The sequence below is a fragment of the Tenacibaculum sp. IMCC1 genome (assembly GCF_054906355.1).
Genome location: NZ_CM142818.1, coordinates 1,519,457 through 1,541,948, shown reverse-complemented (window position 1 = coordinate 1,541,948; position 22,492 = coordinate 1,519,457). Strand labels below are relative to the sequence as shown.

The window sequence follows — 22,492 nt, the reverse complement described above, 5'->3', positions numbered from 1 at the left end:
ATGAGAAAAGAAACTAGAATTAAACTTAAGTTAATAATAATTTTATAAAGTCTTAGTTTCTTTAAAAAAGTTAAAACGATAATATCCAGTATACCTAACAAAAATACAAAAGGGAGACCTAAAAAAATGTATGGTAAAATAACTGGATTACCTAAACAAGAGCGTTGATTACCGTCAGAAATGTAGCTTCCTAATAATATTAAACAGGTACAGATTATAAGAAAAACAATCGCTCTTCTCTTTAAGTGTTTCATATTTTGTTTTTAATCAAAAGTAAACATTTTTTATTCTTATTTTTGTTCACTATATGAAGCCAGTTGAGCAAATAAAACTTCCGATTGCTAAAGAAATGGAACTCTTTGAAACAAAGTTCAAAGATTCGATGTTGTCTAAAGTTCCATTATTAAACAGAATTACCTATTATATCGTCCGCAGAAAAGGAAAGCAAATGCGACCAATGTTTGTGTTTTTGGTAGCAAAAATGGTTTCTAATGGTGGTTTTGATGAACGTACATATCGAGGAGCTTCAGTAGTAGAATTAATCCACACAGCAACATTAGTACATGATGATGTAGTTGACGATAGTAATAGACGTAGAGGTTTTTTCTCAATTAATGCACTTTGGAAGAATAAAATAGCTGTTTTAGTAGGTGATTATTTACTATCCAAAGGATTATTACTCTCTATAGATAATGAAGATTTTGATTTGTTAAAACTGATTTCTATTGCGGTTAGAGAAATGAGTGAAGGGGAGTTATTACAAATTGAAAAAGCTCGCAAACTAGATATTACTGAAGAAGTTTATTTTGAAATTATCCGTCAAAAGACAGCTACGCTAATAGCAGCTTGTTGTGGTATTGGTGCTGCCTCGGTAGGAGCAAATAATAAAACAGTGCAACAGATGCGTAAGTTTGGAGAGTATATTGGTATTGCTTTTCAAATTAAAGATGATTTATTTGATTACACTGAAGACAAAATAGGTAAACCAACAGGAATAGATATCAAAGAACAAAAGATGACACTTCCGTTAATTTATACCTTGAATACTTGTTCTCCAAAAGAAAAATCGTGGTTAATAAATTCCGTTAAGAAGCATAACAAAAACAAAAAACGGGTAAAAGAAGTTATTGCTTTTGTCAAAGAAAATGGGGGATTGGAGTATACTACTGCTAAAATGCACGACTATAAAAATAAGGCATTAGCCATTTTAGACAATTATCCAGACTCAGATTATAAAAATTCCCTACTGCAAATGATTGATTATGTTGTGGAAAGGAAAATATAACTTTACATGTATGAGATAAGCTAACTTTTATTTAGTATTTTCTACGTATGCTTCATATTTTATTTTCTCATCTTTAGATATATCTTTTAGATGATTTATAATATCACTAGTTAAAAGATGTAGCTTAAATGTGTAGTTACGATTTTTTATGTTTTTATTTACTGTATAGGTTAAAATGAATAAAACCATACTGGTAGAGAAGAAAATGTATGAAAATACATTATGATTTAATAAAAGAATTGTTTTACTGTCTTGAGTGAGTGAAGATTTGGTTGATTTTTCTATAATGGTAACTATAAATTCAGGAAAGAAGAAAATTAAAGAAAAGCTAACCGTTAAAATTGATAGTAAAAGCAAGATAATCCTAAAAGAGTTTAAAGAAAAATCCTTGATACTTCTAAAAATAGATTTTTCTTCTATTTTTTTAAAGGTATTTTCAAACTCACGTATTTTTTGATCTGTAGTTTGGATTTTATATAGTTTGTAATTACGAATTTCCTCTTTAATCTTATTGTTGTTCATAGCTTCACATTATTTTTTATCAATTATACAAAAAACTGATAATTTTATGGTTGTTTTTTAATGAGTAATTTTTTGTTTTTCATACAAAAACCTCGAGATATGTCTCGAGGTTTTCTGTATTTATCTATGGCGATTTGCCATTACATCATTCCTGGCATTCCACCACCCATTGGAGGCATTCCACCACCTGCAGGAGCATCTTCTTTAATGTCAACCAAAGCACACTCAGTAGTTAAGATCATTCCAGCAACAGAAGCAGCGTTTTCTAAAGCTACACGAGTTACTTTCTTAGGATCGATAATACCAACCTCTAACATATCTACATATTGTTCAGATTTAGCATCATATCCAAAGTCTTTTTTACCTTCTAATACCTTGTTAATTACAACAGAACCTTCACCACCAGCATTTTCAACAATCGTACGTAATGGAGATTCAATAGCTCTATTCACAATTTGAATACCTGTAGTTTCGTCTAAATTTTCTGTAGTAATAGTTTCTAATACCTTTTTAGCACGTACTAAAGCAACACCACCACCGGCAACAATTCCTTCTTCTACAGCGGCTCTTGTAGCATGTAAAGCATCATCAACACGGTCTTTCTTTTCTTTCATTTCTACTTCAGAAGCAGCACCAACATATAATACAGCAACACCACCAGCTAACTTCGCTAAACGTTCTTGTAATTTCTCACGATCGTAGTCAGAAGTAGTAGTTTCAATTTGTGTTTTAATTTGGTTTACGCGAGCCTTAATTTGTTCTTCATCACCAGATCCGTTTACGATAGTTGTATTGTCTTTATCAATAGTTACTGTCTCAGCAGTTCCTAATAAATCTAAAGTAGCATTCTCTAAAGAGAAACCTCTTTCTTCAGAAATTACAGTACCACCAGTTAAAATAGCGATGTCTTCTAACATTGCTTTTCTTCTGTCTCCGAATCCTGGAGCCTTAACAGCAGCAATTTTTAATCCACCACGTAACTTGTTTACTACTAAAGTAGCCAATGCTTGTCCATCAACATCTTCAGCAATGATTAATAAAGGTCTTCCTGATTGAGCAACTGGCTCTAAAATAGGTAAGATTTCTTGTAAGTTAGAAATCTTTTTATCAAATAATAAAATATATGGATTTTCTAAATCAGCAATCATTTTATCAGCATCTGTAACGAAGTATGGAGATAAGTATCCACGGTCAAACTGCATTCCTTCAACAACATCAACATAAGTGTCAGTCCCTTTAGCTTCTTCTACAGTAATTACTCCTTCTTTACCAACTTTTTCAAAAGCTTCAGCAATTAAGTTACCAATTATAGCATCGTTGTTAGAAGAGATTGCAGCTACTTGCTTGATTTTCTCTGATGAATCACCAACCTCTTTAGATTGTTTAGCTAAATCTTCAGTAATAGCAACTACTGCCTTATCAATACCACGTTTTAAATCCATTGGGTTTGCACCTGCAGCAACATTTTTTAATCCTTCTTTTACGATTGCTTGAGCTAATACGGTTGCAGTAGTAGTACCATCACCTGCTAAATCGTTAGTTTTAGAAGCTACTTCTTTTACCATTTGAGCTCCCATGTTTTCTAACTCATCTTCTAACTCTACTTCTTTAGCTACAGAAACACCATCTTTAGTTACATGAGGAGCTCCGAAAGATTTAGAAATAATAACGTTACGTCCTTTAGGTCCTAAAGTTACTTTTACTGCATTCGCTAATGCATCTACCCCGCGTTTTAATCCATCGCGAGCGTCTACATCAAATTTTATATCTTTTGCCATGTTTGTTTAAGTTTTTTGCCGTTAGCATATAGCTGTTGGCTTGGTTTTAAATTTTTTGTTTAATAGGCTAATAGCGAAAAGCTAATAGCAAAGAAATTTTAGATAATAGCGAAAATGTCGCTTTCTCTCATAATTAAATAATCTTTTCCTTCTAATTTAAGCTCTGTACCAGCGTACTTTCCGTATAAAACAGTATCACCAACTTTTACAGTTAAAGGCTCATCTTTTGTTCCGTTCCCTACGGCTACGACAGTACCTTTTTGTGGTTTTTCCTTTGCGTTGTCAGGGATGATGATTCCTGATGCTGTAGTAGTTTCTGCTGCAGCTGGTTCAACAAGAACTCTGTCTGCTAAAGGTTTAATGTTTAATCCCATTTTATATATTTTGATTGATTAAATTAATTTTACTGGTAGTATTTTGTCAGAAATTATGCCATTAGATTTTTGCTGACAATTTTTCTAATACATTAGATTAATAAATAAAAAAAATGCCAACGTGTCATTTACGTTGGCATTTTATATTCTATTTTTTTAAAAACTACTGAGCGCTGTCTTTAGCTGTATCTGTTGCTGCTGGTGTAGCAGGAGTTGTTGTAGTTTCAATATTGTTTAAAGTTTCATTTAATTGAGGAGCGTCAGCTGCATTACCTCTTGGAATAGCGAAGTTTGCTAATAAAATTAAAGCAAACATAGTAATAGCTAATGTCCAAGTAGTTCTGTCTAAAAAGCTATTTGTATTTTGTACACCTCCAATATTTTGAGCTCCACCGCCTCCAAATGATGAAGATAATCCTCCACCTTTAGGATTTTGAACCATTACAATTAAGATTAATGCTATTGCAACAATCAATATTAAAACTAAAAGTAAAGTATACGTTGTCATCTATTTATTGTTTTGTAAAATTTGTATTCTTTTAATTTGGTCTGCAAAGAAACCACTTTTTTCTGGATATTTCAAACTTAATATTTTATATGCTTGAATAGCACTGTCATATTTCTTTTGTTCTAAATATACTTTAGCTAAAGTTTCAGTAGCTAATTGGTTGTTCTGTTGATTTTCGGATATTTTTATATCCGAAGTATTTGTTTTATTAGGACGAGAAATTTTTGGAGCAGTTTCGATAAAACGATCAATAATAGCTTCGTGTTCAGACTTAACAGGCACTTCTTTAGCTTGTTTTTCTGAAATTTTATTATCTAAAGTTCTAACAATAGTTTTTTTAGATGATAGTTGCAACCATTGATTAAAAGAAAAGGTTTCGTTTTGTGTGAAAGAAAGAGGTTTGCCAATAGCTAAATCTTCTTCTATTGCTGAAACTTTTACTTGTTTCCTTTTAGGAAGAATTTTGTCTTTTAAACTAATCTTTTCTTCTTTTATAGGAGCTTCTTTGAAAGCTTCAGAGGTAATAAAATCAAATAAAATAGTTCTATCACTGGTGTGAGCTGCCGTTATTTTTAACTCGTTGTTGTATTTATAACTTTCTTGATTTTTTAAAATTTTTAAACGAAGCGCTCTAGCAGATTGAAAAAAAGGATATTCTTGAATAATATCAGTAATGTCTGAAAGATATTCTTGCGAAATTAATTCAGGCTTTTCTAATAACTGTATGTATAAATCCTTATTCAAAAAATTACCATTTTGCCACTGAGGCATTAAAAATATCTTGCGTAATACGTTCTATGATTTCATTTAAAGCTGTTTCTAAAACTCCTCCAGTTAATTGTTGATTAGCTCCATAATCGTAGTAAAAAGAAAAACGTTTTTCAAAATTATCTTTCTCTTCTAAAGCATTAACAAAGTTTACATTTACAGTAATTGTTAATCGGTTTTGAGCAGCTGTTTGTTGAGCTGTGGCACTCATTGGTGTAATGCGATAATCAACAATTTCACCATAAAAATGTAAATCACCACTAGTGCTAACCAAGGTTAAATTAGTTTGACGTGTAAATAAGTCTTGTAAATCTTGTGTGAATTTTTGACTAAGTATTGGTTCAACTAAAGGTGCTTGGTTAGGAAAAAAATCAACCTGAATTGTTTTTGCATTTCCTGTGTTTCCACCAGTAAAAGAGTATGCTCCACAACCAATAATGGTTGTAAAAGTAATAAGTAACGATACTATATAAAGAGTTTTTTTCATTTAAAGTTGAATAATTTTTTAAAAGTAAACAATATAACTATTATAAGTCGTATTGTTTTATTTTTCTGTATAAGGTTCTCTCAGATATTCCTAATTCTTTGGCAGCTAATTTACGCTTACCATTGTTTTTTTCGAGAGACTTTTTTATCATTTCTATTTCTTTTTCTTGTAACGATAAACTTTCATCTTCCTCAATGGTTTCCGCATAATCATAATCATTTTGATGAGAAGTTGATTTTGGAATTTGTACTACCTCAATGTTTGAAGCTTCTGATAAATCTTGATCTTGATAAATACGTTCAATTAAACGATGATTGTCTTCTTGTACCTGTTCAGAGTTTCCGTTTTGCATTAAATCTAGCGTTAGCTTTTTTAGATCATTAATGTCATTACGCATATCAAACAAGATTTTATACATGATGTCTCGTTCATTAGCAAAATCTGACTGACTTGTAGTTCTGTCACCTACAACAGCAGGTAGATTACTACGGTTTTCAGGCAAATATTGAATTAGTTTTTCAGGGGTAATTAGCCTATCTTCCTCAACTATTGATACTTGTTCGGCAATGTTTTTTAATTGACGAATATTACCAGGGAAATGATAGTTCAATAAAACCTTTACAGCATTCTCATTTAACCTGATGGTAGGCATTCGGTATTTTTGTGCAAAATCGGCAGCAAACTTTCTAAATAATAAATGAATGTCTTCACCACGTTCTCTCAAAGGAGGTAGTGAAATTTCTATAGTACTTAAACGGTAATATAAATCTTCACGAAATTTCTCTTTAGAAATGGCTTCGTGCATATTAACGTTGGTTGCAGCTACAATACGAACATTTGTTTTTTGTACTTGTGAAGATCCTACTTTTATAAATTCTCCATTTTCTAAAACACGTAATAAACGTACTTGCGTGGTTAACGGCAGTTCACCAACTTCATCTAAAAAAATAGTTCCGCCATCAGCCACTTCAAAATAGCCTTTTCGGGTTTGTGTAGCTCCTGTAAAAGCTCCTTTTTCATGTCCAAATAATTCGCTGTCAATTGTTCCTTCAGGAATCGCTCCACAGTTAACTGCAATGTATTTTGCATGTTTTCTGTGTGATAATTGATGAATTATTTTTGGTATACTTTCTTTTCCAACACCACTTTCACCAGTAACTAATACCGAAATATCAGTGGGAGCAACACGAATCGATTTTTCAATAGCACGATTTAGTTGCATATCGTTACCGATAATGCCAAAGCGTTGTTTTATAGCTTGTAAATTTTCCATTTCTTTTTTAGAATAAAGAAAAAAGAGCAGAGAGAAAAGCTTATACCTTTTTCTTTTCTCTTTACACTCTTTTCTATAAATTAATTATTGTCAGAATATCCAACAGCCGTACCTTTTAAGGTAGTAGAAGTACAATCTTCAATTTTTACATTTACAAAATCACCCATTTTGTAGTTTTCTTTAGGGAAAACAACAACAGTGTTTTGTGTATTACGACCTTTCCATTCGTTTTCATTTCTTTTAGAAGTTCCCTCGATTAAAACTTCCTGAATTTTACCCACATGCTCTTTAGCTCTGTATAAACTATGTTCTTGTTGTAGATTAATTATTTCTTGTAAACGACGTTTTTTAATAGTCAAAGGAACATTGTCTTCCATTTTCTTAGCAGCCAAGGTTCCTGGTCTTTCTGAATAAGCAAACATAAACCCGAAGCTATATTTTACATAGTTCATCATGTCTAAAGTATCAAGATGGTCTTCTTCGGTTTCTCCACAGAACCCCGCAATCATATCTTGACTTAAAGCCATTTCAGGAACAATTTTATAAATATTATCAACTAACTCCATGTACTCTTCACGAGTGTGTTGACGGTTCATAGCTTTAAGCATGTTGTTACTTCCACTTTGAACAGGTAAGTGAATATACTTACAAATGTTTTTGTGCTTCGCCATAACGTGAATTACATCCAGTGTCATATCCTGTGGGTTAGACGTAGAAAAACGGAAACGCATTTTTGGGAACTCAGTAGCACACATGTCTAATAATTGAGCAAAATCTACTGCAGAAGCTTGTGCTAATTCAGATGCTTTTTTGAAATCTTTTTTCAATCCACCGCCATACCATAAATAAGAATCAACATTTTGACCTAATAAAGTAATTTCTTTGAAGTTCTTTTCTTGCATACTGCGAATTTCTTCAATAATACTCTTAGGGTCACGACTACGTTCACGACCACGAGTAAAAGGAACTACGCAGAATGTACACATATTATCACAACCACGAGTAATTGATACAAATGCAGAAACTCCGTTAGAGTTTAAACGAACAGGAGAAACATCAGCGTACGTTTCTTCTTTTGATAAAATTACATTTACCGCATCACGACCTGCGTCAACTTCTTCAATTAAATTAGGTAAGTCTCGATATGCATCAGGACCAACAACTAAATCAACGATTTTTTCTTCCTCTAAAAACTTTTCTTTCAATCGTTCTGCCATACAACCCAGTACACCAACTTTCATCGTTGGATTTACCTTTTTAACAGCATTGTATTTTTGGAGTCTGTTACGAACAGTGGTTTCTGCTTTTTCACGAATAGAGCACGTATTTACCAATACTAAATCAGCATCTTCTAAATTTTGAGTGGTATTAAAACCCTGCTCTGCTAAAATTGACGCCACAATTTCGCTATCGTTCATATTCATTTGGCAACCATAACTTTCTATAAAAAGTTTTTTGTTGTTTCCTTCTTTGTGTTCTGTAACAAGGGCTTTTCCTTGTTTTTTTTCATCAATTACTTTCTCTACGTGTTCCATAAATCCTTAAATCGTACTAAAATAGGCTGCAAAGATACAACCAAAAAGTGTAATTTGTGACAAATTGACATGGATTGTTTTTTTAAGAAAAAGTAAAATTTTGTTAAAAAAGACCCATTAAAAAAAAACTATATACTTTTGCAAACTGAATTACACTTATATTACAGAAGTGTAAAATGAGATAAGAGATATAAGACGTATGGCAAAAAATTTAGTAATAGTTGAGTCACCTGCTAAGGCGAAAACAATAGAAAAGTTTTTAGGAAAGGACTTTCAGGTTGAATCGAGTTTTGGACACATTGCAGACTTACCATCTAAGGAGTTGGGAGTAAATGTAGAAGGAGATTTCAAACCGAAGTATATAGTTTCTACCGATAAAAAAGCGGTAGTAAAAAAACTGAAAGACTTAGCAAAGAAAGCAGAAACTGTTTGGTTAGCATCCGATGAAGACCGCGAGGGAGAAGCTATAGCATGGCACTTAGCGGAACAATTGAAGTTGAAAAATGAAAACACTAAGCGTATTGTTTTTAACTCTATTACTAAAAATGCAATTTTAAAAGCAATTGAAAACCCACGTACAATTAATTATAATCTTGTTGACGCTCAACAAGCAAGACGTGTGTTAGATAGAATTGTAGGATATGAATTATCTCCTGTATTATGGAGAAAAGTAAAACCAGGATTGTCAGCAGGTAGAGTACAATCGGTTGCTGTCCGTTTAATAGTGGAGCGTGAAAGAGAGATAGAAGGTTTTACACCAGTAGCTTCTTATCGTGTTGACGCGGAGTTTGTAAATGAAGAAGGAAAAAAGTTTAAAGCAAAATTAGCAAAGAACTTTTCAACAAAAAAAGAAGCTGAAAATTTCTTAAATTCTTGTTTAGGAGCAGAGTTTTCTGTTGCTGATTTACAAAAAAAACCAGCAAAAAAATCTCCAGCACCGCCATTTACTACATCGACGTTGCAACAGGAAGCGTCAAGAAAATTAGGTTTTCCAGTTGCCAAAACTATGATGGTAGCACAACGTTTGTATGAAGCAGGGTTAATAACCTACATGAGAACAGACAGTGTAAACTTATCTGATGATGCAAAAAAAGCTGCTCAAGCAGAAATTATAGCTTCTTATGGTGAAGAATATAGCAAGCCACGTAATTATGCAACTAAGTCTAAAGGAGCACAAGAAGCGCATGAGGCAATTCGTCCGACTAACATGGAGAATCATGAAATTACAGGTGAGTATGATCAAACAAGGTTGTATAGCTTAATTTGGAAACGCACATTAGCTTCACAAATGAGTGAAGCTAAGCTAGAACGTACCGTCGTAAAAATAGATAACAATAAGAATAAAAAGCAGTTTACTGCAAATGGAGAGGTAATTACTTTTGAAGGATTTTTAAAAGTATATTTAGAAGGTACAGACAACGAAGAGGAAGAACAGGCAGGAATGTTACCTAAAATGGAAGTAAATGAAGAATTAATAAACGAGTTGATAACAGCAACTGAGCGTTACACACGTCCGCCAGCAAGGTTTTCTGAAGCATCCTTGGTAAAACAATTAGAAGAGTTAGGTATTGGTCGCCCTTCTACGTATGCACCAACCATTTCAACTATTCAAAGAAGGGAGTATATTGAAAAAGGAACTGTAGAAGGAAAAGAAAGAAATTACACTCAATTAAGTTTAGCCAATCAAGAAGTGTCAGAGCAAATTTTAACTGAAAGAGTAGGTTCAGATAAAGGAAAGCTCGTGCCAACAGATATAGGAAATATAGTAAATGATTTCTTAGTAGAAAATTTTGATGCAATTTTAGATTATGGTTTTACAGCTAAAGTAGAAAATGAATTTGATGAAATTGCAGAAGGAAAAGAAGATTGGATAGCAATGATTAAAGACTTTTATAAAAACTTTCATGTTGTTGTAGAAGATGTTGCTGCAAATGCAGAAAGAGCAAAAGGGGAACGTTTATTAGGTGTAGATCCTGAAAGTGGAAAGAATGTGTATGTGCGTTTAGGACGTTACGGAGCAATGGTGCAGATAGGAGAGGCAACTGATGAAGAGAAACCTCGTTTTGCAAGTTTACAAGGTGACCAAACAATGAATTCAATTACCTATGAAGAGGCAATGGATTTATTTAAGTTGCCAAAAACATTGGGAGACTATGAAGAGAAAGAAGTAGTTGTAGCTAATGGAAGATTTGGTCCTTATATTAAATTTGATGGTAAATATGTATCGTTAGATAAAGGAGAAAATCCAATGTCTGTAGATATGGATAGAGCTATTGAATTGATTGAAGCAAAAAGAAAAGCAGATGCTCCTATTGGAGAATATGAAGGAATGCCAATTCAAAAGGGAGTAGGGCGTTTTGGTCCTTTTATTAAATGGAATTCTATTTTTATCAACGTAAATAAAAAATACGACTTTGATAATTTAAGTCAAGCAGATTTAGAAGAATTAATAGAAGATAAAAAAAGAAAAGAGCGTGAAAAGCTAATCCACAATTTTGAAGAGGTTGGTATTCGTGTAGAAAAAGCACGCTGGGGACGTTTTAATGTAATAAAAGGAAAGATAAAGGTAGAACTTCCAAAGACAACAGAGATAGAAAAACTAACACAAGAAGAGGCTGTTAAAATGATTGAAGCAAAAACACCTAAAAAAAAAACAGCTAAAAAGAAAGCAGCCAAAAAAAAATAAAGAAGCTTTCAGAAAAAAAATAGTTTAGTATATTGCGACTCCAAAAATTCCCCTAATAAATGAATATAGACTTCTTTTCCCCTATTGAAGATTCTGTAGCTACTCGTGTAGTTTTACAGCCTTCTTCTGTATTAGGAAGAACTATTCAACTACATACTGTTCAAGATGGTTTTCCAGATTTAACAGAAGTAACTATCGCAATTTTAGGGGTTAAAGAAGATAGAGGAGCAGCAGGTAATTTAGGGAGTGGTAAAGAATTACACGAAATTCGTAAACATTTGTATCAATTATTTCCTGGTAACTGGCATACTCGTATAGCAGATCTCGGAAACATAGAGAAAGGAAATACATTAGAAGATACCTACTTTGCTGTTAAATCATCAGTAGCATTTTTACTAAAAAAAAATATACTTCCTGTAATAATTGGAGGAGGACAAGATTTAACTTACGCAAATTATAGAGCTTACGACGAACTAGAGCAAACAGTTAACTTAGTAGTTGTTGATAGTCGGTTTGATCTAGGCTCATTAGAAGAAGAATTAAGCTCTCAATCTTATTTAAGTAGAATTGTAATGGAGGAGCCTAATAATCTGTTTAACTTCAGTAATATAGGGTACCAAACCTACTTTAATTCTCAAGAAGAAATAAATCTATTAGATAAATTATATTTTGAAGCCTACAGATTAGGAGAAGTTAAAAACATAACATTGGTAGAACCAATAATGCGTGACGCAGATGTTGTAAGCGTAGATATAGGCAGTGTACGTCAAAGCGATGCTCCTGCAAATAAAAATGCTTCGCCAAATGGATTTTATGGAGAAGAGTTATGTGCTGTTGCACGTTATGCAGGGATAAGTGATAAGGTAACATCTTTTGGAATATACGAGTACAATAGCCTTTTAGATTTAAATCATCAAACAGCAAAATTAATAGCTCAAGTAATTTGGTATTTCATAGAAGGAGTAAATTCAAGAGCTAAAGATTACCCATTTGTAACCAAAGAAAGTTACCAAAAGTTTACGGTACTTTTAAATGATGATGATCCAATAAACTTTTATAAGAGTGATAAAAGCGGTCGTTGGTGGATGGAAATAAATTTAATATCAAATAATAAACACAAAAGACATGCGTTAATACCATGTAACTATCGAGATTATGAACAAGCATTACAACAAAAAATACCAGAAAGGTGGTATAAGGCTTTGCAAAAGCTTGTTTAAAAGAAAGTTGTATGTTCTGTAAAAAAAAATAATTCGTAATTGTTTTTTAATAAAAAAAATAATAGGTTTACGCCTCTTTTATAAGAAAGATTTAATATGAAAAAAATAACAGTACTTGCATTGTTAGCATCTATCATTTACTCTTGTGGTTCAAGTGGTGATAGGGGAGAGTTAGTAGGAGTGAAATCTAAAAGGAAATGGTTTGCTGAAAAACCATATGGTATGGCTAAAATCCCAGGAGGATCTTTCACTATGGGAAAACAAGATGAAGACCCTATGGGGGCTATGAATGCTCCAACTAAAACAGTTACGGTACAACCATTTTACATGGATGAGACTGAAATAACAAACAGTGAGTATAAAGCTTTTGTTCATTGGGTAAGAGATTCCATAACAAGAACTAAATTAGCTTATCAAGCAGAATTTGCTTCTTTAGGAGGAGAGGATGCAGCTAATACAGGTAAAAATGCACAAGGAATACAATTATATGCTTTTGCATCAAAAGATACTGTTAATGAAACTCCGTATGATAAGTACATGCGTGAAAATTATTACGAATTAGGAGAAGGATTAGATTCACTAAAACCATTAAACTGGGAAGAAGAGTTAATTTGGGATTCACAAGAATATCCTGATGCTGATTATGTAGAGGTGATGGACTCTTTATATATTAGAAAAGATGAGGCTTTAAATGGAATTAGAACATTTAATACAAAATTATTAAACTATAGGTATTATTGGTTTGATAATGAAGCTGCAGCAAGAACAGGTAAGAATAGAAGAGATTTCTTAAAAGACGAAGTTATAAATGTGTATCCAGATACAACAGTATGGATAAAAGACTTTAATTATTCATACAATGATCCAATGCATCAAGAGTATTTCGGACACAAAGCGTATGAGAATTACCCAGTAGTAGGGGTAACATGGAATCAAGCAAAAGCATTCTGTCATTGGAGAACCCAAACAAAAAATAATTTTCAAAGATCTAGAAAGAAGTTAGGTTTAGTGCCTGCTTTCAGATTGCCTACAGAAGCAGAGTGGGAATATGCAGCACGTGGAGGATTAGATTATGGTAAATATCCTTGGGGAGGACCTAGTACAACGAGTGATAGAGGATGTTTTTTAGCAAACTTTAAACCAGTTCGTGGAGATTATGCAGCTGATGGAGCCCTTTACACAGTTGAAGCAATGTCTTATAATCCTAATGAGTATGGATTGTTTAATATGGCAGGTAATGTTTCAGAATGGACAAATACAGCTTACAATCAAATGTCTTATTATATGGGATCTACCATGAACCCTAATGTTGAAATAAAAGAAAATAGAAGAAAAATAATACGTGGAGGATCTTGGAAAGATGTAGCATATTTCTTAGAGGTAAGTTCTCGTGATTGGGAATACGCTGACACCGCAAGAAGTTATATCGGATTTAGAACCGTACAAGATTATTTAGGTACCAATAAAAGTAATTAAACAAGAAAACAAGAATAAATATTAATCCCCAAATTTTAAAAATCAAGAATTATGGCACAATCAAAATCAACTAAAAAAATGTTCAACATGGCTTACGGTTTAGGAGCCGCAGTAGTTATTATTGGAGCATTATTTAAAATTTTACACTGGCCTTTTGGAAATGAAGTATTAATGGTAGGTATGATTGTTGAAGCAGCAGTTTTCGCATTGTCAGCGTTTGAAGCAGTTGAAGACGATTTAGATTGGACAAAAGTATACCCAGAGTTAGCAGATGGACAATCATCAGGTAACAAAAGAGATAAAAAAGTTTCTGCTTCACCAGAAGAAGCACAAAGCATGTTATCTCAAAAATTAGACAATATACTAAGTGAAGCTAAATTAGATGCTCAATTAGTATCTCGTTTAGGAGACAGTATTAAAAGCTTCCAAGGAGCAGTAGAGCCATTAGCTTCAGCTTCTCAATCAATTTCAGCTACTAATAGTTACAATGAACAAATGTCTAGAGCAGCAGCTCAAATGGAATCATTAAATAGTTTATACCAAACTCAAGTAGAAAATGCTAGTAAACAAGCCGATTTAAACTCAGCTATGGTAGAAAACTCTCAACGTTTACAAGAGCAAATGCAATCGTTAGCAACAAACCTATCTTCATTAAATGGAGTATATGGAGGAATGTTAACTGCAATGTCTAACAAATAATTAATTAGTTTAATCTAATTATTAACTAAACAAACTAATTAATATGGCAGGAGGACAACTATCACCAAGGCAGAAGATGATTAACCTTATGTACTTAGTGTTTATTGCAATGTTAGCAATGAACATGAGTAAGGAAGTATTATCTGCCTTTGGATTAATGAATGAAAAGTTAACAGTAGCTAACCAAAAAGCAACAGAGAAAAATAAAACAGCTTACGAAACGTTAGCTCAAAAGGCAGCAGAACAAGCTAAGCAATACGGTGAAGCTAAGGAGAAAACAGATAAGTTAAAAGTAGCAGCTGATGAATTATATGCTTACGTAGGAGATTTAAAGAGCCAAATGACTGGTGATTTAGAAGATAAAAAAGCATATGAAACAATGGATAAGTCTAAATTTTTAGATGAATTGTTCTTTAAAGGAGGTAAAATATCAAAAAAAGGACAAGAATTTGTTGCTAAGATAGATGCTTTCAGAAATGATGCTGTTGCTGCTTTAGAAGGTACAGAAGTAGCAGATGTAATAGCCGCTCGTTTTAATACAAGTAAAGTAGAAAATAAAGACGGTAAAAAAATTGACTGGTTAAAATATCATTTTGAAGGTTTCCCTTTAATTGCGTCTTTAACTAAGTTAACTCAAATCCAAGCAGATATTAAAGCTACAGAATCTGATGCTTTAACAGCTTTATTACAAGGAGAATTACAAAGTGCTGTATCTATGACCAAATATGAAGCAATGGTTGTTTTTGATAAGAGTGCTTATTATCCTGGAGAAAACTTATCAGGTAGAATTGTATTAGGAAAAAAAGATCCTAATTTAACTGCAGAGAAAGTTATTATTAATGATAAAGAAGTTGAGCAAGAAAAAATTCAAGCAGGACAAGTTATTCTAGACGGTCCAGCAGGTAATGTAGGAGATAAGGAATTAAAAGGAGAGTTCCAATTTAAAGAAGGAGATTCTATTGTAAAAATAGATATTAAAGGAGCTTATGCTGTTATTCCTAGACCAAATGAAGCTCTAGTTTCTGCAGATAAAATGAATGTAGTATACCGTGGTTTAGCTAACCCGTTAACTATTTCTATTCCAGGAGTACCAGGAAATAAAGTTTCTGCAAAAGCTCCAGGATTGAAAAGAGTTAGAGGAGACAAGTATACTATGTATCCAGGAAAAGGTAGTGAGGTAAACATCGTAGTTACAGGAACTCCAACGGGTGCATCAAAAGGTGTACGTTCTGTTAAGAAATTTAGAATTAAAGACATACCACCAGCAGTAGGTATGGTTAGAGGTCAATATGGTACCGTAAAAATGCCAAAAGCTAGTTTAGGAAGAATAAGCGTAGCTGCAGGATTACCAGACTTCTTATTTGATTTAAAACTAAACGTATCTAGCTTTAAGGTTAAAGTACCAGGACAAGTAGCTATTTCAGTTAGTGGTAGAGGCTTAAACTCTAGAGCTAAAGCAGCTATAAATAAGGCTAGAAGAAATGATGTAATTACGATTTTTGATATCAAAGCATCAGTATCAGGTTCTAACTACAAAATTAAAAAAGTATTACCTGTTAGCGTAGAAATTACAAATTAATAAGTAAAAAATAAGAAAGTATGAATTGGAAGCGTTTTTATATGGTTTTATTCGCGTTTGCTGCGACAAGCTATGCAAGTGCACAAGCTAACCTTTTAAATGCTAAAAAGGTAGATGAAATTGGAGTTAAATCTGAAGCTCAAATAGCTTCAGAAGATGACAAACCACTTCCTTATGGCTACATTAGTGATAGAGATGTGTTATGGTCTAAAGTGGTGTGGGAATATGTAGATTTAAACCAGAAAATAAATCTACCTTATTATTACCCAATTGATACTATGAATGCAGGTCTTACAAGACGTTCTTTATTTGATACTTTATTAAAAGGTATCAAAAACGGTGAAATAACTGAGGTTTATAACGACTCTTATTTTACTACAAAGATTGGTATGAACGATATAGAAATGATGGTTCATAATCAACGTCAAAATGGAGATTATGTGGATGATTATTATGTACAGTCTCAGGATATTAAAGGATTTAAATTGAAAGGTATTTGGTATTTTGACAAACGTCAAGGCGAGTTAAAATATCGTTTATTAGCCTTAGCACCTATGGGGCCAGATGTACAAGTAATGGGAGTTGAAGAAATTGACGATAGTGAAAATGTATATCCATTATTTTGGGTGTTTTTCCCAGATGCTCGTGAAACGTTACATAGTTCGAAAGTATTCAACCCAGAAAATTCAGCACAACCACTTTCTTATGACAACTTGTTAAATGCAAGACGTTTTAACTCAACCATTTTGAGAGAAGAGAACATTTATGGAGACAGAGCTATTTCTGATTATGTTCGTGGTAACTCTTTATTTCAATTGTTAGAAGCAAATAGAATTAAAGAAGGTATTCGTAATAGAGAAATGGATATGTGGAATTATTAATATTCCTTTTCAGTATAAACAAAAAAGAGCTTGCATTGCAAGCTCTTTTTTATTACAATAGTAGTACTTTTGAATTATGAATAAAGAGGTAGATTATATCATCGTTGGCTTAGGGTTATCAGGAATAGCCTTTACAGAACAATTAATTAAAAACAATAAAAGTTTTATTGTTTTTGAAAATACTTCACAAGTATCTTCAGTAGTTGCTGGTGGAGTATACAATCCTGTAATCTTAAAACGATTTACGCCAGTTTGGAATGGACATGAACAACTAGAAAAGGCAATCCTTTTTTATGAAGAACTAGAAGAAAAGTTACAACTTACCTTAGATTATAAATTTACTACTAAAAAAGTATTTTCAAGTGTAGGAGATGAAAACAATTGGTTCATTGCATCAGATAAACCAATGTTGTCTTACTATATGAATCCAAAAATATCAAAAAAAAAAATAAAAGGAATTATAGGTAATTATGGATTTGGAGAATTAAAAGGAACAGGAAGAATTGACACCCCTTTATTAGTAAAGTCTTATAAAGAGTATATAAAATCATTAAAAAGTCTCCTAGAACAAGCCTTTGACTATTCAAAAGTTACTATTCAAGAAGATAAAGTAAGTTATGATAATATTACAGCAAAAAGAATTGTGTTTAGTGAAGGATTTGGTTTAAAGAAAAATCCATTTTTTAATTATTTGCCTTTAAATGGAACGAAAGGAGAAACGATAACAATTCATGCTCCCGAACTAAAAATAGATTTTTTATTAAAAGGCAGTGTATTTATAATGCCGTTAGGTGACGATACATATAAAGTAGGAGCTACTTTTAATTGGACAGATAAAACATCAGTTCCAACAGAAGAAGGAAGAAAAGAGTTGGAAGAAAAATTACAAAAGATAATATCAGTTCCATATACAGTAATTGAACAATCAGCAGGAATACGCCCTACAGTAAAAGATAGAAGACCTTTAGTAGGAAAACATCCAGAATATCAAAAATTAGCTATTTTAAACGGCTTAGGAACACGTGGTGTAATGATTGCCCCAACTGTTGCAGAAAACTTATATAATCATCTCGAGAAGGGTGAAGAGTTGGATAAAGAAATAAATATAAAAAGGTTCGTTGAATAACGAACCTTTTTATATTTTAAGAAATAATAAACTTATTCCTAGTAGAGTTATTTTTCTGATTGTAATTCTTTGGCGTTCTTTTTATAACCCACAAATAGGTTAATCCAAATAATTCTTGAAAGTCTTAATGTAATAGGTGTTAATATTAAAGAAACAACTATTATAGCTATGAAACTATGTAAAATAGATAAGCCAATAAAAACTTTAGCAATAATAAAAATAGCAACAAAAAGAGCTACTGCAAGCGCGTAATTTACATACATCGCACCAAAGAAAAAAGAAGGCTCCATCATGTACTTAAAATTACATTGAGGACAATTTTCATGTAAAGTAGTTACTTTTTTAGGGTTGAAGTTAAGTTTGTATTTAAAGAAGTCTCCTTCATGACATCGAGGACATTTACTATTAAAAATACTATACAATTTACTTCCTTTTCCAAACATTTCTTATGGGTATTAAGTTCGATTAACTATTTGCTTTTTGTAAGTTTGTACAAATTTCAACAAAAATAAAACTATCGTTTGTAACTCTAGTTACAAAACTAAAGTAATTTGCTAAAAATATGTTAAACGTACACGATGTATCAGTTTCATTTATGGGAACAGATTTGTTTTCTGGAATCACTTTTAAGTTAATAAAAGGAGACAGAATTGGATTGATTGGAAAAAATGGAGCAGGAAAATCTACCTTATTAAAAGTTTTATCAAAAGATATTGAAAGTAGTGGCGGAACACTGGCATTTGATAAAGATGTACGTATAGGGTTTTTACGACAGGATATTGATTTTGTACATGGAAGAACTATTTTAGAAGAAGCATACCAAGCATTTACTGAAATTAAAGAAATTGAACTAGAGCTTGATGAAATTAATCGTCAACTAGCAGAAAGAACTGATTATGAAAGTGAAGCGTATAATCAATTAATTATTGATTTAAACGAGAAAACTGAACGTTACGAGTTACTTGGTGGATATAACTACCAAGGAGAAACCGAAAAGATTTTACAAGGGTTAGGTTTTCAACGAGAAGATTTTGATAAGTTAACTGATACTTTTTCTGGAGGTTGGCGTATGCGTATTGAACTTGCAAAACTCCTTCTTCAGAATAATGATATTTTATTACTCGATGAGCCCACAAACCACTTAGATATTGAGTCGATTATTTGGTTAGAAAACTTTTTAAAAAACTATGCAGGAGCTATCGTTTTAGTATCGCACGATAAGATGTTTTTAGATAATGTAACCAATCGTACTATAGAAATTTCGTTAGGTCAAATCTACGATTATAAAAAACCGTACTCTGAGTTCCTAAAACTGCGAGCAGAGATTAAAGAAAAGCAGCTGCAAACACAGAAAAATCAACAGAAGGAAATAGAACATACCGAAAAATTAATAGAGAAATTCCGTGCAAAAGCAAGCAAAGCTTCCATGGCACAATCGTTAATTAAAAAGTTAGAAAAAGTAGAACGTATTGAAGTAGACCAAGATGATAATGCGGTAATGAATGTGCGTTTTGCTATATCAAAAGAACCAGGCAAAATTATTGTAGAGGCTGAAAATTTAGCAAAAAGCTATGGAGAAAAAGAGGTGTTAAAAGATGTAAACTTATTAATTGAACGTAATAGTAGAATTGCCTTTGTAGGACAAAACGGACAGGGAAAATCTACCTTGGCCAAAATGATGGTAGGGGAAATTCCGTTTGAAGGAAACTTAAAACTAGGACACAATGTAGAAATAGGTTACTTTGCACAAAATCAGTCAGAAGAATTACCACCAGAGAAAACAGTGCTAGAAATTATGGAAGACGCTGCTACCGATAGTAATAGAATGCGTGTGCGAGATATGTTAGGTTCGTTTTTATTTGGAGGAGAGGCAGTAGATAAAAAAGCAAAAGTACTATCAGGAGGTGAGCGAAATCGTTTGGCATTATGTAAGTTGTTGCTATCGCCATTTAATGTCTTAATAATGGATGAGCCTACCAACCACTTAGATATTGCTTCTAAAAATGTATTAAAAAAAGCACTACAAAACTTTGATGGTACGCTAATTGTCGTATCTCACGACCGTGATTTTTTACAAGGATTAACCACAACGGTTTACGGATTTAAAGACCGTGAAATAAAAGAATATTTAGGAGATATTGATTATTTCTTAGAGCAACATAAAATGGAAAGTTTGCGCGATGCTGAGAAAAGAACCGTAGTTACTAAAGAAAAAAATACTTCTAAAAAAGAAGCCTATCAATTATCAAGAGAGCAAGAAAAAGAATTAAAAAAGTTAAAAAATAAGCTTAATAAAATTGAAACACAAATAGCAAATTTAGAGGCAGAAATAGAAAAAATAGATTTAGAATTAGCACAGAACTACGATGAAGTATCTTCACGTCCTAACTTCTTCGAAAACTACAAAGCAAAAAAGGCGAAAGTTGATGCACTAATGGAAGAATGGGAACAAGTTGAGGAGCAGTTAGTTGATTTTTAATATTAAGAATAAAAGTAAAAACTTGTTTTAATAACTTTATGTAATAAGCTGCTAAAACAAGCTTTTGCTATTGTAAAAAGTGGTTTGCCTTATGACGCAAATTATAAAAGTACGTTGGTTTAAAAAAGTATAAAGTTAACTTGTTTTTTACCTCAGTTCTTTGTTGTGTGCTGGCTTTTTTTCATCGGATTGCTCTTTCGGGAAACGATTCTAATTCTTTAGTCAATTCCTCCGCAACTTTTTTCAATTCCACATTGTCCATTTCGCAGTCAACATAATATTCTTTATCATCATTTGCATTTAGCGGTCGAGATTCCAAGTCAAATATTATTCGCACAGTTTTTAAATCCAATTGATTTTTAATTAATTCAAATTCCAAATTCGGCTCCATAAACACAAGCGAATCAGAATCCGTTTCGATGTCATTTGAAAGTTGTTCAAACCATTCGATAATGTCTTTTAAATCTCTTACCAAAAGTGAAGGGTCAATCGTTTCCCAATTTCCGCAATCACTATTTACTTTTAAATAAACCAACAACCAATTCGAGTCATATTCACAATCATTTATTTCAGGAAACTGATAATTCGTTATTTTAAATTCAACGGTTTGGTTATTTATTCCTTTAAATATCATTCAATTCGTGATGTTTCTTCAGCTTGCACACAACGGTAAATTGTATGAGTAGTGGCAGATTGCGTGGTAGTTTACTGTCAAACCGCTACGCAGTTTGAGCGGGCTACAAACCTTGATATTTAGCACTTTGCCTGCCATTACTTATACAAAATGTTGGGCACTGTTAATTTTTCAGTGACAGTATCTCTCCAAGCAACAAATAAGTATTAAAGAATAAACTTCGAGCTTCTTTTTCATCAACGTCAGAATGGACTCCGACAGAAACTCGTTCATATAAATTTGAAAGATTCTGCCTTAATTTCTTCTTTCTTGAACTACTATCACAGTTGCTATGTATAAATGCATTAATCCGGTTTTGAACTTTATCCTTCTTTAATGAGAGTGTATTTCCTCCAATCTCAATTGTTTCATCAGAGGCTGGATATATATAATCTGCAAAAGAATCAATTATTCTGCGACAAGTTGTTAATGCATGACTTATAGATTCAGCATCTCCATCTGCCAATCTATTAATTACAGAAGGTATTTGCTCAATCACATCTCCTGAATTTTCGGCAATTAATAAATCAATATCCTCTTTGTATTTATCAAATATACTTTCAGCCAAACTATCAAATGTTTTTTCATAATACACACTTGTTGCAAAATCATGCAAATAAGAAATTACTCTACTTTTAACTCCGCCTAATTTTGAAATAATATCTGTTGAACTTGACATTGCATTCTTAACGCTAGATATAACTCTTAATGCTTGGTCTCCACTTGTATCAGGAATTCTTATCAAAGATAATTTTTGTTTTTGAGATTCAATTATTGATTCAATTTGAGAGAGAGGAACCCAATAACCTTTGTTGTTTTCTTTATCTGTCCAACGACCTGTCAATGACATGTATTTTAAAGCTATTTCGTCACTACTTCTATAACCTTGCATTTCAAATCTAAGCCATTTTCTAATCATATCGTTATTTACATACCTTGCTAGTCTAGTGGTTTTAAGTAAAATAGCTTGAGCGTCAAGTCGTGACAATTCAATATCATCAATTATTTCCTTTGCAAGACCAATTATATGTTCTGATTTTGAAGTTTCCATGTGTGTCTTTTTTTATAGTGCCCAACTTGTTTATATAGATGTAAAATACATCGTTATACACCTGTTTTGGTAGGTTTATAGTTGTATTTTAT

The 22,492-nt window shown here is 32.4% G+C and carries 20 protein-coding genes and 1 pseudogene; 10 read left to right on the top strand and 11 right to left on the bottom strand.

The window, feature by feature from the left end; all coding sequences use genetic code 11:
• Nucleotides 1-307 precede the first annotated feature (307 nt).
• A complete protein-coding gene (locus ACXIHB_RS07170) occupies nucleotides 308-1,285 on the top strand; it encodes a polyprenyl synthetase family protein (RefSeq protein ID WP_047788564.1) in 978 nt (325 codons plus the stop codon).
• A 27-nt stretch (nucleotides 1,286-1,312) separates the two neighbouring features.
• Here ACXIHB_RS07170 and ACXIHB_RS07165 read toward each other — a convergent pair whose 3' ends face one another.
• The 8 genes from ACXIHB_RS07165 to miaB form a co-directional block, all read right to left on the bottom strand.
• On the bottom strand, nucleotides 1,313-1,807 hold the full coding sequence (locus tag ACXIHB_RS07165; protein WP_125068884.1) for a hypothetical protein: 495 nt from the start codon (nucleotides 1,805-1,807) through the stop codon (nucleotides 1,313-1,315).
• A gap of 140 nt (nucleotides 1,808-1,947) precedes the next feature.
• Nucleotides 1,948-3,585, bottom strand: a complete 1,638-nt coding sequence (groL, locus tag ACXIHB_RS07160) for a chaperonin GroEL (RefSeq protein ID WP_462099272.1) — start codon at nucleotides 3,583-3,585, stop codon at nucleotides 1,948-1,950.
• A gap of 98 nt (nucleotides 3,586-3,683) precedes the next feature.
• On the bottom strand, nucleotides 3,684-3,959 hold the full coding sequence (locus ACXIHB_RS07155) for a co-chaperone GroES (RefSeq protein ID WP_047788560.1): 276 nt from the start codon (nucleotides 3,957-3,959) through the stop codon (nucleotides 3,684-3,686).
• Nucleotides 3,960-4,122: 163 nt separating this feature from the next.
• Nucleotides 4,123-4,467 carry a preprotein translocase subunit SecG gene (secG, locus tag ACXIHB_RS07150; RefSeq protein WP_047788559.1) on the bottom strand — a complete coding sequence of 115 codons (345 nt, stop codon included), beginning with the start codon at nucleotides 4,465-4,467 and terminating at the stop codon, nucleotides 4,123-4,125.
• Complete coding sequence (locus ACXIHB_RS07145; protein ID WP_462099271.1) at nucleotides 4,468-5,238, bottom strand: hypothetical protein; 771 nt, start codon at nucleotides 5,236-5,238, stop codon at nucleotides 4,468-4,470.
• A complete protein-coding gene (locus ACXIHB_RS07140) occupies nucleotides 5,216-5,722 on the bottom strand; it encodes an LptE family protein (protein ID WP_047788558.1) in 507 nt (168 codons plus the stop codon). Before ACXIHB_RS07140 ends, ACXIHB_RS07145 begins: the two co-directional genes overlap by 23 nt.
• 40 nt (nucleotides 5,723-5,762) lie before the next feature.
• On the bottom strand, nucleotides 5,763-6,995 hold the full coding sequence (locus ACXIHB_RS07135; RefSeq protein ID WP_159493334.1) for a sigma-54 interaction domain-containing protein: 1,233 nt from the start codon (nucleotides 6,993-6,995) through the stop codon (nucleotides 5,763-5,765).
• A gap of 80 nt (nucleotides 6,996-7,075) precedes the next feature.
• A complete protein-coding gene (gene miaB, locus ACXIHB_RS07130) occupies nucleotides 7,076-8,530 on the bottom strand; it encodes a tRNA (N6-isopentenyl adenosine(37)-C2)-methylthiotransferase MiaB (RefSeq protein WP_462099270.1) in 1,455 nt (484 codons plus the stop codon).
• 199 nt (nucleotides 8,531-8,729) lie between these two features.
• On the opposite strand from miaB, the gene topA reads away from it, so the two are divergent.
• The 7 genes from topA (at nucleotide 8,730) to ACXIHB_RS07095 (ending at nucleotide 18,197) form a co-directional block, all read left to right on the top strand.
• A complete protein-coding gene (topA, locus tag ACXIHB_RS07125; protein WP_462099269.1) occupies nucleotides 8,730-11,216 on the top strand; it encodes a type I DNA topoisomerase in 2,487 nt (828 codons plus the stop codon).
• A 59-nt stretch (nucleotides 11,217-11,275) separates the two neighbouring features.
• Nucleotides 11,276-12,436: a formimidoylglutamase gene (locus tag ACXIHB_RS07120; RefSeq protein WP_167713151.1), complete on the top strand. Its 1,161-nt coding sequence runs from the start codon at nucleotides 11,276-11,278 to the stop codon at nucleotides 12,434-12,436.
• Nucleotides 12,437-12,532: 96 nt separating this feature from the next.
• Nucleotides 12,533-13,912, top strand: coding sequence for a T9SS ring complex lipoprotein PorK/GldK (gene porK, locus ACXIHB_RS07115; protein ID WP_073181772.1), 1,380 nt, complete (start codon nucleotides 12,533-12,535; stop codon nucleotides 13,910-13,912).
• A 51-nt stretch (nucleotides 13,913-13,963) separates the two neighbouring features.
• Complete coding sequence (gene porL, locus ACXIHB_RS07110; protein ID WP_073181770.1) at nucleotides 13,964-14,611, top strand: type IX secretion system motor protein PorL/GldL; 648 nt, start codon at nucleotides 13,964-13,966, stop codon at nucleotides 14,609-14,611.
• Nucleotides 14,612-14,654: 43 nt separating this feature from the next.
• The gene (porM, locus tag ACXIHB_RS07105; protein ID WP_073181768.1) at nucleotides 14,655-16,190 is read left to right on the top strand and encodes a type IX secretion system motor protein PorM/GldM; all 1,536 of its coding nucleotides are present in this window, start codon (nucleotides 14,655-14,657) and stop codon (nucleotides 16,188-16,190) included.
• A gap of 20 nt (nucleotides 16,191-16,210) precedes the next feature.
• Entirely contained in the window at nucleotides 16,211-17,071 is an 861-nt protein-coding gene (gene porN / locus ACXIHB_RS07100; RefSeq protein ID WP_083574764.1) for a type IX secretion system ring subunit PorN/GldN, read from the top strand.
• 76 nt (nucleotides 17,072-17,147) lie between these two features.
• Nucleotides 17,148-18,197 carry an NAD(P)/FAD-dependent oxidoreductase gene (locus tag ACXIHB_RS07095; protein ID WP_462099268.1) on the top strand — a complete coding sequence of 350 codons (1,050 nt, stop codon included), beginning with the start codon at nucleotides 17,148-17,150 and terminating at the stop codon, nucleotides 18,195-18,197.
• Between the two features lie 47 nt (nucleotides 18,198-18,244).
• Here the strand turns inward: ACXIHB_RS07095 and ACXIHB_RS07090 are convergent, their stop codons facing one another.
• On the bottom strand, nucleotides 18,245-18,640 hold the full coding sequence (locus ACXIHB_RS07090; protein WP_047788549.1) for a DUF983 domain-containing protein: 396 nt from the start codon (nucleotides 18,638-18,640) through the stop codon (nucleotides 18,245-18,247).
• A 119-nt stretch (nucleotides 18,641-18,759) separates the two neighbouring features.
• Here ACXIHB_RS07090 and ACXIHB_RS07085 point away from each other — a divergent pair, with 119 nt between their 5' ends.
• Nucleotides 18,760-20,676, top strand: coding sequence for an ABC-F family ATP-binding cassette domain-containing protein (locus ACXIHB_RS07085; RefSeq protein ID WP_462099267.1), 1,917 nt, complete (start codon nucleotides 18,760-18,762; stop codon nucleotides 20,674-20,676).
• Between the two features lie 18 nt (nucleotides 20,677-20,694).
• Nucleotides 20,695-20,799: pseudogene (locus ACXIHB_RS07080) on the top strand (IS110 family transposase); the annotation flags it as partial.
• 58 nt (nucleotides 20,800-20,857) lie between these two features.
• Here the strand turns inward: ACXIHB_RS07080 and ACXIHB_RS07075 are convergent.
• Together ACXIHB_RS07075 and ACXIHB_RS07070 are read right to left on the bottom strand one after the other, a co-directional pair.
• Nucleotides 20,858-21,310, bottom strand: a complete 453-nt coding sequence (locus tag ACXIHB_RS07075; protein WP_462099266.1) for a WapI family immunity protein — start codon at nucleotides 21,308-21,310, stop codon at nucleotides 20,858-20,860.
• A 163-nt stretch (nucleotides 21,311-21,473) separates the two neighbouring features.
• Entirely contained in the window at nucleotides 21,474-22,400 is a 927-nt protein-coding gene (locus ACXIHB_RS07070; RefSeq protein WP_462099265.1) for an AbiTii domain-containing protein, read from the bottom strand.
• Nucleotides 22,401-22,492 lie beyond the last annotated feature (92 nt).